Source organism: Motilimonas sp. 1_MG-2023, assembly GCF_030547455.1.
Taxonomy (GTDB): Bacteria; Pseudomonadota; Gammaproteobacteria; order Enterobacterales; family CBDFNC01; genus Motilimonas.
The window spans coordinates 205,873-219,329 of record NZ_JAUOPX010000001.1; the positions used below are offsets into that span (position 1 = coordinate 205,873).

A 13,457-nucleotide genomic window follows, 5' to 3' on the forward strand; every position below is an offset into this window, starting at 1 on the left:
GATCTTTATTCGGTGGGCTCGCGGTATAAGGTGGCATCTACGCCAACGCCATTACCGTTGGCTGAGGCAGGGGAAATAAAGATTTGATAGCTGCTGTTGTTGTCCAAGTAAATGGTTTTGTTTAGCAGTTGGTTAGCTAACACATCTGGGTTTTGTTTGGCTTTGACTACTCGTAATAAATAACCGCCAGTGCTGGAGCTAACAGAGCGGGTCGCCGAGACAAAACCATATTTTAAGTCAGAAATTTGTTTATAGTTGTCAAGGTATACATCTACGTCTTGAGCGTAACTAGGCAGCACATGAATAAAGCGGGTACGAACAAAGCCATCGCTCACCTTATCGGTAAAGATCTGACTGGTTCTCATTAATGGCCGAGTGTTGCCGACGCTGGTCACATCGCCATATTGATACAGTAAATACTCCATGCCTTGTTGCAAGGAGACGCGGTGAGTGGTGACTATGTCTTCACGGCTATTAGAATCAACGGCTTTAATTAAATAATCGCGTTGATTGTCATTGTCTAAGTCAAACTTAACTTGCTGAGATACTTCACGATAATTAAGATTTTGCACCAGATCATTGGTCCAAATTCCTTTTTCATCGGTGTTTTGCACATCGATTTGCGGCGCAATAAAATTGATGGCGCGAAATTGGGTTTCATTACGCCAAACATCGCCATTGGTGATGATAAAGTTACAGCCACCAAGCAGTACAAGTGCGGCAGTTGCGAGCAGTCCTTTGAATTGGTTTGACATTTTGACTCCTTGGGCATTTGTTTGAACCACTTTGCTATATTATCGCGATTAGCTGCGTTTCGATAATATTATCAAATCTTGCCTTAACCGATATTGAATGCAGCAATAATTGCACCCGCATTGATTGTAGGTATGATAGCGATTTCTTTTTGTGCACCTCTGATGGCAAATTTTGGAATAGGTAAATCATGCTACTAATGATCGATAACTACGACTCTTTCACCTACAACCTATACCAATATTTTGGTGAGCTAGGGGTTGAGGTGATAGTGAAACGCAACGATCAAATCTCTTTAAAAGAAATAAAAGACATGGCGCCGGAGCACTTAGTGATCTCTCCTGGGCCTTGCACGCCAAACGATGCCGGAATTTCGCTGGCCGCCATTGAACGTTTTGCCGGTGAGATCCCCTTGTTGGGAGTCTGCTTAGGCCATCAAAGTATTGGCCAAGTGTTTGGTGCTCAGGTAGTGCGTGCGAATCAGGTGATGCATGGTAAGACTTGCCCGATTACCCACGATGGCCTTGGTGTTTTCACTGGCCTTGAAAATCCGTTAACCGTGACGCGATATCATAGCTTAGTGCTTGAGCCAGAAAGCTTACCCGATTGTTTTGAGCTGAGTGCCTATACCGAACATTTAGGGCCGCGTGAAATCATGGCTATTCGCCATAAAACCTTGGCGGTGGAAGGGGTGCAGTTTCATCCAGAGAGCATTTTATCGCAGCAAGGACTGCAGTTGTTAGATAACTTTGTTCGCCAGGTTAAATAGCTATTCTTTTATTTTGAATTTTTATTCATGTTTTCATATTTTACTCCTAGATTTATCGGGGGTGTTCGGTTATTTTATTCAATAAAGGTGACTTAATATTTACTTTTTGATGGCAGTGTAGCTGTAGCAAAAGCAGTCTTTTTTGCATAAATATTGTCGAATTTTAAATTTGCCCACATAATTAACAAAACATTAACATGGTTTGGTTGTTTGTTCTGTTTTCAGGGCGTGATAGTAGAGGGATGTAGTGATGTCAGAACACATAGCAGTTTCAAGAGCCTTATTTGATGAGGTAATGGTTCCTAATTATGCGCCTTCGGCGGTGATCCCAGTACGTGGCAAAGGATCGCGGGTATGGGATCAACAAGGAAATAACTATATCGACTTTGCTGGTGGCATCGCGGTGAACTGTTTAGGCCATGCGCATCCTGCATTAGTCAGTGCGTTGAAAGAGCAAAGCGAAAAAATTTGGCATGTGAGTAATATTTGGACCAATGAGCCTGCGCTGCGTTTAGCTAAAAAATTAGTCGATGCCACGTTTGCCGAGAAAGTTTTTCTGGCTAACTCGGGGGCCGAGGCGAACGAAGCCGCTTTAAAACTCGCGCGTCGTTATAGCATTGAGCATTTCAATGAAGATAAAGTGGAAATTATTGCTTTTAACCAAGGTTTTCATGGCCGCACCTTCTTTACCGTAACGGCAGGTGGTCAATCGGCTTACTCTGATGGCTTTGGTCCTAAACCGGGCGCGATTACTCATCTTGATTACAATGATTTAGCTGCATTTGAAGCGGCCATCAGTGATAACACTTGCGCGGTTATTATTGAGCCCCTGCAAGGCGAGGGCGGCGTGATTAGTGCCGATCCTGCTTTTATCAAAGGCGTTAGAGAATTGTGTGATAAGCACAATGCCTTGCTAATTTTTGATGAAGTGCAAACAGGTGTGGGCAGAACTGGTGAGTTGTATGCTTACATGGGCACTGAGGTGGTACCCGATATTTTAACCAGCGCAAAAGCCTTGGGTGGCGGTTTCCCGATTGCAGCTATGTTGACTACCACTAAGATTGCCCAAAGCTTAAAAGTTGGCACTCATGGCAGTACCTACGGCGGTAATGCGTTGGCATGTGCAGTGGCAGAAACAGCATTTGATTTGGTTAATACGCCAGCAATGCTAGCCGGCGTTAAGCAAAAAGAACAGGTATTTAAAGCGCACTTAGCTACACTCAATGAGCAATTTAATCTTTTTGCTGATATTCGTGGTAAAGGGTTGTTGATTGGCGCTGAGCTGACCGAGCAATATCATGGCAGAGCACGTGATATTTTGGTTGCAGCGGCAGCAGCTGGCTTAATGGTATTAGTAGCGGGTCCGAATGTATTGCGTTTTGCGCCAGCACTAAATATTACCGATGAAGAAATTGAGCTTGGCTTCGCACGTTTAACCACAGCCATTGCTGAGGTGCTAAGCTAATAATCTGTGCTATCGTGAATGGATAGTTTAGCCCCAGCCTAGTTGCTGGGGCATTATGATGGAGTACGCTTATGCTAGTGATCCGTCCAATTAAAGCTTCAGACTTGTTCCAGTTGTTAGCAATGGCAGAGGAGTCAGGTGTGGGGTTTACCTCTCTGCCGGTCAACGAAGCATTATTGCAGCGTAAAATTGACCATTCTGTTACCTCCTTTAGCAAAGAAGTAAAACAAGCCGGCGATCAAGGCTATTTGATGGTGGCTGAAGACCTAAATTCGGGTGAAATCGTCGGCACGACAGCCATTGAAGCAGCGGTAGGAATGACCGCGCCTTTTTATAATTACCATGTTGGCAAAGTGGTGCACTCTTCCCCTACACTTGGGGTCTATAACTTAGTTGAAACCTTAACTTTAAGTAACGATTACACTGGGGTGTCAGAGCTTTGCACCTTATTTTTACGTGAGCCTTACCGCAGTGGTCATGCTGGCCGATTGTTATCACGTTGTCGTTTTTTATTGATGGCGGAGCATCGTAATCGTTTTGCCCGCACTGTGATTGCAGAAATGCGTGGTGTGAGTGATCAAGATGGCCGTTCGCCTTTTTGGGCTTGGCTTGAGCAGCACTTTTTTTCTGTCGATTTTCCCACTGTAGATCATTTAACTGGGTTAGGTAATAAGCAGTTTATTGCCGAATTAATGCCTAAATATCCTATTTATATCAGTTTACTTAGCCCACAAGCGCAACAGGTGATTGGTAAAGTGCATGAAAAAACCTTACCCGCGCTAAAATTGCTAGAGAAAGAGGGGTTTCATCAAAATGGCTATATTGACATTTTTGATGCTGGGCCAACCGTTGAGTGCCCAATTGAACATATTCGTTCGGTGCGAGATTGTTTGCGCTTGCAAGTGGAAATTGGCTCACCTATAGACCAAGCTGAATACATAGTGAGCAACATATCAGTCACTGATTTTCGTGCCACGGTGGCATCTATCAGTGTGTCACTTAAGCATCATAAAGCGGTGCTAAGTCATGATGTGGCCGATGCGTTAAAAATAGTAGCAGGGGATACAGTGCGAGTGCTGAGTTTGTAACCACTCACTAAATAATTCAACAAGGAGGCATGATGTATTTAATCAATGGGCTTTTGCTTGAAATGAATGCCGGCCTTTTCGCCCTGAGTGGCCGATGTAAAAGTTTAGGCCTTGTTTGTCCAATATGGATAAGTGTTCTTAAATCAAAAAGGAGGCATGATGCATTTAATCAATGGGCTTTTGCTTGAAATGAATGCCGGCCTTTTTCGCCCTGAGTGGCCGATGTAAAAGTTTAGGCCTTGTTTGTCCAATATGGATAAGTGTTCTTAAATCAACAAGGAGGCATGATGCATTTAATCAATGGAATCTGGCTCGAAGGGCGTGGTGAACCGATAGTCTCCGTAAACCCCGCCAATAATGATATCTGCTGGCAAGATTTATCTGCCGATCCTGAGCAGGTTAATCAAGCTGTACAAGCCGCTCGTGGTGCTTTTGCTAACTGGTCACAAACCAGTATTGCCGAGCGTGAAGCACTACTGACTCAATTTTCAAAAAAACTCACCAACGCCAAAGACATGCTCGCACAGGTTATTGCTAAGGAAACCGGTAAGCCTCTATGGGAAAGCGAAACCGAAGTGGCAGCGATGATAGGTAAAATTGCGATTTCTATAAAAGCGTTTAAAGCGCGCTCCGGTGAAGTAGAAAACGACATGCCTGGCGCCAGAGCTGTTGTACGGCACAGACCTCATGGGGTTGTAGCGGTGTTTGGCCCCTATAACTTCCCCGGACATTTACCAAATGGCCATATCGTTCCTGCTTTGTTAGCTGGTAACACAGTGGTGTTTAAACCTTCTGAATTAACACCAAAAACGGCTGAAATTACCTTAGGCCTATGGTTGCAAGCAGGTCTTCCCGAAGGTGTAATTAATTTAATTCAAGGCGAAATAAGTACAGGGCAAGCTTTAGCGGCTCACCCAAACCTTGATGGCTTATTTTTTACAGGGAGTAGTCGCACAGGTCATTTATTGCATCAACAATTTTCAGGTCAACCTGAAAAAATACTGGCATTAGAGATGGGCGGTAATAACCCGCTTATTGTCGCCAATGTGAAAAACCAAGCGGCAGCGGTTTATAACATTATTCAAAGCGCTTATTTAACCGCAGGTCAGCGTTGTACCTGTGCACGGCGCTTATATATTCCAAATAATGAGCAAGGGGATGAGCTATTAAAAGCCTTAATCAAAGCTGTTAAAGCAATAAAAGTAGGTGAATATGATGCTCAGCCACAACCTTTTATGGGGGCGGTTATTTCAGCTCAAGCGGCGCAAAATCTGTTATCAGCGCAACAGGCATTGGTTGAGCTGGGTGGTAAAAAATTAGTGCCGATGACGCTATTGAAAAAGGGAACTGGATTGCTTAGCGCGGGTCTAATAGAAGTGAGTGACATTGCATCATTGCCGGATGAAGAATATTTTGGTCCTTTGTTACAAGTAGTACGTTACCAAGATTTCGAGCAAGCGATAGCCCTTGCAAACCAAACTCGATTTGGCTTGTCTGCTGGGTTATTCGCAGATGACGAATCCTTGTATCAGACTTTTTTTAGTAAAATTCGAGCAGGGATAGTGAATTGGAATAAGCCGTTAACGGGAGCCAGCAGTGCCGCGCCATTTGGTGGTATTGGCGCCAGTGGTAACCATAGAGCGAGCGCTTATTATGCCGCCGATTATTGCTCCTATCCTGTGGCGTCGGTTGAAGCTGATGAACTCAGTCTTCCCACCTCCTTAGCGCCCGGACTCAGCGTTTGAGCATCGCAGCCTTAGTCTAGGCTGCTTTTTTTTGGTTACTTCTGCTGTGGGGAAGGATTTATGGATAAGGCATTAACGCAGTTACTCGAACATTTATGGCAGCAGTTTGTGGCTGTTACCCCTAGTGCCGGTAAAATTCATCAACTACTGGGCTCTGGGCAACCGATTCAAAATGATCATATTGCGCTGCGCACCTTTGATTTGCCCGCGGTAAATTTAAATGTGTTAGCAAAACCTTGGCTTGAGCTAGGCTATCAAGGTCAAGCTGAATACGAATTTACCAGTAAGAAACTTCATGCTCAGTATTTTGCTCATCCAGATCCCAGCGCGCCCTTAATTTTCATTAGTGAACTTAAAACGTCAGCGTTTTCTGATTGTGCTCAAGCCATTATACGAGATTTAGTGGCGCAGCTTGATAGTAACTTATTAGGTACACCTGAAATGCTCTATAGTGGCGTACAATGGCGTACGCAATATCATTGCTACCAAGCTTTACTTGAAGAAAGTGAATACGCAGCTTGGTTAGCCGCATGGGGTTATCGTGCGAATCATTTTACGGTAAACGTGAACCAACTAACTGGTTTTAGCGATCTTGCCCAAGTGAATCAAACTTTACACCAAGCTGGGTTTACTCTTAATACCGTCGGCGGGGAAATCAAAGGTGGGCCTGATGTCTATTTAGCCCAGTCATCGACGTTAGCAGATAAAGCAGAGGTTGATTTTTTAGATGAAACCCACTTAATTCCAAGTTGTTTTTATGAGTTCGCTCAGCGTTATGAGCTGCCCAGTGGCGAGTTATATCAAGGTTTTGTTGAGGCCTCGGCAGATAAGATTTTTCACAGTACCGACAGCAAGGTATAGCTAGAGCTTTGAGTTAGATAGCGCTGTAGGAGATGAGCTTGCTCAGCGAACATCACAAATTCCCTGAGCAAGCTCATGTCCTACAAAAAACACCAATCAACTCGCTCAGCATACAAGGAGCAGAACTTGTTCTGCGAACATGCTTAATATACGTCGTTGTTTTTTAGCAATTCACTCAGAACGATTAGCCCTTGGCGTAATACTTTTTGACTTGTTGGCGCCATTAAAGACAACCTGACAGCTGCGGGTGGATGTTGTTTATTAACGCAAAAATAAGGTGCACTACTGACTATCACGCCTTGGCTTTTAGCTGCTTGGCGAAAGCGTTCACTGCTCCAAGGGCTGGGTAAATGTAACCAACAATGAAAACTGTTAAGTTGGCTATCAATCTGCCAATTACCTAACACTTCACGCATAATTTTTTGCCGTTGCTGCGCCTCTGCTATTTGCTTTAGCATCATTTTGGCAAGTAAATTTTGCTGCCAAAGACGGGTCATGATCGCTAGCGATATACCATTACACATCCAAATATTGGCGCGAATATGGCTGTTAAGTTGGCTGGTAAAGCGGCTTGGGCCGTAAATAAAACCAATGCGTAATCCGGGCAGCACTGCTTTTGATAAGCTGGCAACGGAAAAACAACGCTCAGGAACTAGGTTATACAGTGCTTGATATTTACCTTGATTAAGAAAGCCATAAATATCGTCGTCCACTAGCCATAATCGATATTGCTTTACCACCTTAGCAATGGCTTTTCTGCGTTTGTTTGGCATCACTGCGGCGGTGGGGTTTTGATAGCTTGCCACTACCAGCACCAGCTTAATATCATGACTATCACAGGCCTGCGCTAAGCTGTCAGGGCACATGCCATATTCATCTAACTTAATCGCAACTGCTTGGCGGCCTAGTTGTTGGCATATTGTGAGCGCGCCAGGATACACCCATTGCTCTAGCGCAATTTTGTCACCCACTTCAGTGAGGCTTTCAATCAATAAATACAGGGCATGTTGTGCACCGTGAGTGAACACTAACTGCGCGGGGTTATATGCTTGAATGCCTAAACTTTGAAGCCATTGACAGGCTATGTGTTGGTAAGGCAAAAGGCTGTGTTCATCGGGGTAAGTCAGCACTGTGCTTGGCATGTTGTGATCACTAAAGCTAGCCATGGCGAGATCAAATTCGGGTTGTACTAGCTCAACTAAGGGTTGAATAATTGATAAGTTGCAAAGGCTTTGCCCGGCTTGAATGACGGCGTTGAGATCTTGCGTTCCCGCAACAAAAGTCCCTTTACCCACTCGTGATACTAAATAACCTTGCTGTTCGGCGGAGCGATAAGCGCGGCTTACTGTTGTTGGAGTTAATTGCAACTGCTTTGCTAGTGTGCGGATCGTCGGTAATGGTGTACCTGCTGCTAATAAGCCTTGGCTGATGTCTTGGATCAGCGCTGCCGCTAAGGTTTTGTAGCCGAGTTTGTTGGAGTTGAGTTTGGGCTGCCAAGTCATAGTTTGATAAATGTAATACAGTTTTTTACATTGTATTACCTTTGGCTTAGTAAATGTGCATTTTTTTTCGTCTGATCTTTGGTATTCACGTTATAGTCATTAGCATCAAACTAAAGCAGAGGGACGGCAATGAAATTAGCATTTATTGGTTTAGGCGTAATGGGTTACCCAATGGCAGGGCATTTACAGCAAGCGGGCCATCAAGTCACGGTTTATAATCGCACCACCAGCAAAGCCGAGGCATGGGCGGCGCAATACCAAGGTGACTTTGCCGTCACGCCTGCACAAGCTGTGGTTGATGCCGATATTGTATTGATGTGTGTAGGTAATGACCAAGATGTACGTGCGGTGGTATACGGTGAAGAGGGGGTTTTAGCGGGCATGAAGGCTGGTGCTTTGCTGGTGGATCACACGACCACTTCTGCAGCATTGGCCATCGAATTGGCTACGGCATGTCACGAGCAAGCTAAACGCTTTTTAGATGCGCCGGTTTCAGGTGGTCAGGCGGGGGCAGAGAATGCTTGTTTAACCATAATGTGTGGCGGTGAGCAAAGGGATTTTGATTTCGCGAAATCGATATTGGCTATTTATAGCAAAAGTGCGGCGTTGTTGGGAGGCCATGGCGCGGGGCAAAAATGCAAAATGGTTAATCAAATTTGCATTGCAGGCTTGTTGCAGGGCTTATCTGAAGGTATTCATTTTGCGCAGCAGGCCGGGCTAGACGTTGAACAAGTAATCGACGTGATCAAACATGGCGCGGCACAATCTTGGCAGATGGAAAATCGCGCTAGCACCATGGCTCAGAACAAGTTTGATTTTGGTTTTGCCATTGACTGGATGCGTAAGGACTTAGGTTTTTGCTTAGCAGAAGCGCAGCAAAATGGGGCGCAGCTACCGGTCACGGAATTAGTTGATAGCTACTATGGTGAGTTACAACAACAAGGTGAAGGCCGCAGCGATACGTCGGTTTTGATTAAACGTTTAACAAACAAGTAGCCAACAGCGCATTGGCGCAGCCGTTACAACAAGGTGAAGGGCACTTGAGGAACACAAACAAGTAATTAAAAGCCATATCTGCCATTGCGATATATACCCAATCAACCTGGAGATGCTTAATTTCAGCAAGATTTTACACGCGTTTAGGCAAGGCATTGATTGCAGGTAATGGCTTCCCCTTATCAAAATCAATAACACAGCATAAACGCGTGTAAAACTTGCCCTTTGGGAGCGCCGCCCTGTTTCCACTACGTTGTTACGCTAAATTGAAAGGTGCCTACATTCCTGCATTAGCGTGCCTAGTATTGAAAACACGGTGGCGCTCTGAAACATGCATCTTCAAGTTGATTGGGTATAAAACCAGGCTAATTAGCCTGGTTTTGAGCACGCTTATTAAACCTCTAAGGCTGCGGTGGTAAGCACACGCCATTCGCGCCTAAGCCACAATAGCCATTGGGGTTTTTGGCTAAATATTGCTGATGATATTGTTCTGCATAGTAAAACTGCGTTAAAGGTAAAATTTCAGTGGTGATGCTTGAGTCGATTCCCTTAGCTTGCAACGCTTGTTGAAACAAAGCTTGGCTTTGCATGGCTAAGCTTAAATCGTCTTCATTATCACAATAAATAGCACTGCGGTATTGGCTGCCTATGTCGTTACCTTGGCGCATGCCTTGGGTTGGGTTATGTTGTTCCCAAAACAGCGTTAATAGTTGATATAAACTTATTTCACTTGGATCGTATATGACTTCCACTATTTCAGTGTGTCCGGTCATGCCTGAGCAAACTTCTTCATAGCTTGGGTTCGGGGTAAAGCCGCCGCCATAGCCAACACTGGTGAACTTAACGCCTGCTTGTTGCCAAAATAAACGCTCAGCCCCCCAGAAACAGCCCATGCCAAACCAGACTTTTTTTAAACCTGCTACACTTTCCATTTGTGTATTAAAAACAAAGTGTTCAGTAGGGATGTGAATGGCCTGTTCACGACCAGGTAATGCTTGGTCAGCAGAAATCATTTGTTGTAAGGCAGCCATGTTAGTTCCTTTTGTTTAATCATTTTTGTGTACTTGAGAAACCTGATACTCGTTAGACGATGTTATTGATTACTTTGCTAAGTAAGCAATAATTTATTGCGAAACGATCATATTACAGTCATTTAAGTATAAGATACGCCTGTTAAAACAGATTAATCTAGTTGTTATACGATTTAATAAGATAAATAGACTTATTCTCGTATATATAGCAGCTAATACTATGCCGTTATAAGGTCGTTTTGTGCTAAGATCCGCGACCGCGGCAACTTGGAGTAGCGAAAGATGAGACGTGAGTTAGCGATCGAGATTTCCCGAGTCACAGAAGCAGCAGCATTGGCTGCATATAAGTGGGTTGGTCGGGGCGATAAAAATATAGCAGATGGCGCAGCGGTAGAAGCAATGCGTCATATCCTTAACCAAATAGATATCGATGGCGAAATCGTAATTGGTGAAGGTGAAATTGATGATGCTCCTATGCTGTACATTGGTGAGCATGTCGGTAGCGGCGCTGGTGATGCGGTTGATATCGCGGTAGACCCTATTGAAGGTACGCGTATGACGGCCATGGGGCAGTCAAATGCGGTTGCTGTTATTGCTGTTGCTGAAAAAGGCATGTTCCTTAAAGCACCAGACATGTACATGGAAAAGTTAATTGTTGGCCCTGATGCAAAGGATGCTATCGATTTAAACCGCTCTCTTGAACAGAATTTAAAAGCCATTGCATTCGCGTTAGGCAAGCCACTAGATAAGCTGACTTGTGCAACATTGGCAAAGCCGCGTCATGATAAAGCGATTAAAGAAATGCAAGGTTTAGGCGTGCGTGTTTTCGCTATTCCTGATGGTGATGTAGCGGCGTCGGTGATGGCGTGTATGCCAGACAGCGAAGTGGACTTACTTTACTGTATTGGCGGTGCGCCAGAAGGTGTTATCTCTGCAGCTGTTGTTCGAGCATTAGATGGCAACATGCAAGCGCGCCTACTACCTCGTCCATTGGTGAAAGAGCCAACGGAAGAAAATATTCGCATTGGTGAAGAGGAAGTGGCACGTTGTGAAGCACTCGGTATTAAGGTAAAAGAAGTACTTACTCTTGAAATGTTAGCGCAGAACGACAACGTTATCTTTTCTGCCACCGGTATCACCAAAGGTGACTTGTTGGAAGGCGTTGCCATTAATGGGCGTTTAGCGACGACTGAAACGCTTCTTATACGCGGTAAATCAAGAACTGTTCGTCGTATTCGTTCGACACATTATCTGGATCGTAAAGATCAAGCGCTTAAAGATATAATTTTTTAATAAGTATCTCTGAGCAAATAAAAACCAGCTTAATTGCTGGTTTTTTTATACCTAGTATTCGCTGCTTCGATATCATTTATCGAGGTTTTGAGTAGTTCTAACCAAAGCTGTCGAAACCAGATGTGTAAGGGATCTTTGTGGGAGCGGGCATGCCAATAAAGCATTAGATCGACAGGTTCAATGCAAGGCACATCCAGTGGCACCATGTTGAGCTTATGCACCTCTGCTTGAGTGAGTTGCCAAGGCAGTACCGCGATATGCTTACCCGCTTTTAGCCCTTCAAGTAATACCACCATCGAGCTGGAATGAAAGGTCACTCGGCGTTGCAGTTTGTGCTTTTTATACAGCGCATCAACCATAGGCTCCACCGCACCGGTAGGGGTGTAGCGAATGTGGCTATAATTAGCGGTGTCTGCGAGAGTTATTTTCTTTTTCGCAGCGAGTGGATGATGCTTCGCGACGACAAAGCGATAGCTGTCATTACTTATATGGCGCGCGTGTATGTTTGGCGGCGCATCGACCATGCCACCTAAGGCGAGATCGAGCTCACCATTTTCGAGCTTTTCAAAAATGTTTTTTGGTCTGCGAACAAACTCAAGTTCAATGTTTGGCGCGAATTCTAGCAAACTATCAAAGAGTGACTGCGTTAGCCTTGTGGCAGCAAAATCCATGGTGGTAAAACGGATCATGCCTTGGGTAGTGGCTGGATCAAACGTGGCTGGTTGCAAAATATTCTGAGCTAACAATAAGCTTTTCGTTAAATGGGGTTGTAGGCCTTTGGCTTTATCCGTTAATGCAAAGCCACCAGGCGCTCGTACTAAAATGGGGTCGTCTAGTAGTAGTCGCAACTTGGCTAAGCGTTGACTCATGGCTGGTTGTGTTAGGTTTAGCCGATCGGCGGCCTTGCCGACTTGCTTTTCATCTAATAAGGCCGCTAATGCCACCAGTAAATTGACATCGGTTTGTTGTAAAAAAAGTAGATCAGAGCTCAGCATGGTCAGCCTCCTTACTGCATAGCACGTTTTTTTGATAGGCTGCCATGATCAGTTCTCGGATCCAAACATGCAGTGCTTGATGGTTTAAGTCTTCCGGCCAAACCATTAAGGTTTCAGTATCACTGAGCTCGGGAATCTCAAATTGTGTCAGGCTTTTATTATTCGTCAGAGTATGGGCTAAAGTGTGAGGTACGATCGCGGTCAGGTAGCCTGTTTTCATGGCTTCAGCAAGCACGACCATTGAACCCGAGGTAAAACCTGGCTTAATGTTGAGTTGGTGTTGCTGCAAAAACTGCTCTAACTGGGTGTCTACCTCGCCGGCCACGGCATACTTGGCTTGGGGGAGTTTTAACGATTCAGCCAAGGTTTCAATATTATTGTCATGGTAACGTTGCCCGACCAGTAACGACCAACGTTCAAATCCTACATGTACGCTGCTGACGTTTTTTGGCAGTTTTTTAAATGAGCCTATGGCTAAGTCAAGTTTACCTGAATTGAGTTGGGCTGATACTGAATCGGTTTGACGCACGTACTCTAATTCTAAAAAGGGGGCTTGGTTAGCCACTTGTGTCAATATATCTTCAATGCACAAGCTAGCCGCCAAGTCATTCATAGTAAAGCGAATAACGCCTTTTATTTTACTTGGATCAAACTCACTGCCTTTGAAAATGGTGCTGCTGGTTAGCACAAAATCATTCAGTTGGGTTTTTAGAGTCTGTGCCCTGCTGGTCAAAATCATATTTTGAGAGCCTTTTATCAGTAAAGGATCATCAAATAAATCGCGGGCACGGTTGAGTACGTGACTAATGGCTGATTGTGTCATGCCTAATCGCTCAGCGGCACGAGAAACGTGGGCTTCATCTAGCAACACTGCCAAGCTGATCAATAAATTTAAGTTAGATTGATTGAGGCTTTCAAGGGTAAGAGGTTTATCTATCATTTCCGGCAAAGTTGGTGCG

The 13,457-nt window shown here is 44.6% G+C and carries 12 protein-coding genes; 7 read left to right on the top strand and 5 right to left on the bottom strand.

The window, feature by feature from the left end; all coding sequences use genetic code 11:
- Positions 1 to 5: 5 nt before the first annotated feature.
- Positions 6 to 755 carry a DUF4397 domain-containing protein gene (locus Q4519_RS00945; RefSeq protein WP_303508504.1) on the bottom strand — a complete coding sequence of 250 codons (750 nt, stop codon included), beginning with the start codon at positions 753 to 755 and terminating at the stop codon, positions 6 to 8.
- Positions 756 to 943: 188 nt separating this feature from the next.
- Here Q4519_RS00945 and Q4519_RS00950 point away from each other — a divergent pair, with 188 nt between their 5' ends.
- From Q4519_RS00950 to Q4519_RS00970, 5 genes are all read left to right on the top strand, one after another.
- A complete protein-coding gene (locus Q4519_RS00950) occupies positions 944 to 1,522 on the top strand; it encodes an aminodeoxychorismate/anthranilate synthase component II (protein WP_303508506.1) in 579 nt (192 codons plus the stop codon).
- A 262-nt stretch (positions 1,523 to 1,784) separates the two neighbouring features.
- Positions 1,785 to 2,987, top strand: coding sequence for an aspartate aminotransferase family protein (locus Q4519_RS00955; RefSeq protein ID WP_303508589.1), 1,203 nt, complete (start codon positions 1,785 to 1,787; stop codon positions 2,985 to 2,987).
- Between the two features lie 71 nt (positions 2,988 to 3,058).
- Complete coding sequence (astA, locus tag Q4519_RS00960; protein WP_232799872.1) at positions 3,059 to 4,075, top strand: arginine N-succinyltransferase; 1,017 nt, start codon at positions 3,059 to 3,061, stop codon at positions 4,073 to 4,075.
- Between the two features lie 284 nt (positions 4,076 to 4,359).
- On the top strand, positions 4,360 to 5,820 hold the full coding sequence (gene astD / locus Q4519_RS00965) for a succinylglutamate-semialdehyde dehydrogenase (protein WP_303508508.1): 1,461 nt from the start codon (positions 4,360 to 4,362) through the stop codon (positions 5,818 to 5,820).
- A 60-nt stretch (positions 5,821 to 5,880) separates the two neighbouring features.
- Positions 5,881 to 6,681 (top strand): DUF1338 domain-containing protein, encoded by an 801-nt coding sequence (locus Q4519_RS00970; protein WP_303508510.1) that lies wholly within the window; start codon positions 5,881 to 5,883, stop codon positions 6,679 to 6,681.
- 143 nt (positions 6,682 to 6,824) lie between these two features.
- Here Q4519_RS00970 and Q4519_RS00975 read toward each other — a convergent pair whose 3' ends face one another.
- Positions 6,825 to 8,183 (bottom strand): PLP-dependent aminotransferase family protein, encoded by a 1,359-nt coding sequence (locus Q4519_RS00975; protein ID WP_303508513.1) that lies wholly within the window; start codon positions 8,181 to 8,183, stop codon positions 6,825 to 6,827.
- 129 nt (positions 8,184 to 8,312) lie between these two features.
- Here Q4519_RS00975 and Q4519_RS00980 point away from each other — a divergent pair, with 129 nt between their 5' ends.
- Positions 8,313 to 9,179, top strand: coding sequence for an NAD(P)-dependent oxidoreductase (locus tag Q4519_RS00980; RefSeq protein WP_232799868.1), 867 nt, complete (start codon positions 8,313 to 8,315; stop codon positions 9,177 to 9,179).
- Positions 9,180 to 9,580: 401 nt separating this feature from the next.
- Here Q4519_RS00980 and msrA read toward each other — a convergent pair whose 3' ends face one another.
- Positions 9,581 to 10,210: a peptide-methionine (S)-S-oxide reductase MsrA gene (gene msrA / locus Q4519_RS00985; RefSeq protein ID WP_232799867.1), complete on the bottom strand. Its 630-nt coding sequence runs from the start codon at positions 10,208 to 10,210 to the stop codon at positions 9,581 to 9,583.
- Positions 10,211 to 10,492: 282 nt separating this feature from the next.
- On the opposite strand from msrA, the gene glpX reads away from it, so the two are divergent.
- Positions 10,493 to 11,503, top strand: a complete 1,011-nt coding sequence (glpX, locus tag Q4519_RS00990; protein WP_232799866.1) for a class II fructose-bisphosphatase — start codon at positions 10,493 to 10,495, stop codon at positions 11,501 to 11,503.
- 29 nt (positions 11,504 to 11,532) lie between these two features.
- Here the strand turns inward: glpX and Q4519_RS00995 are convergent, their stop codons facing one another.
- Positions 11,533 to 12,498 (bottom strand): LysR family transcriptional regulator, encoded by a 966-nt coding sequence (locus tag Q4519_RS00995; protein WP_303508520.1) that lies wholly within the window; start codon positions 12,496 to 12,498, stop codon positions 11,533 to 11,535.
- Positions 12,485 to 13,438, bottom strand: coding sequence for a LysR family transcriptional regulator (locus Q4519_RS01000; protein WP_303508522.1), 954 nt, complete (start codon positions 13,436 to 13,438; stop codon positions 12,485 to 12,487). Before Q4519_RS01000 ends, Q4519_RS00995 begins: the two co-directional genes overlap by 14 nt.
- Positions 13,439 to 13,457 lie beyond the last annotated feature (19 nt).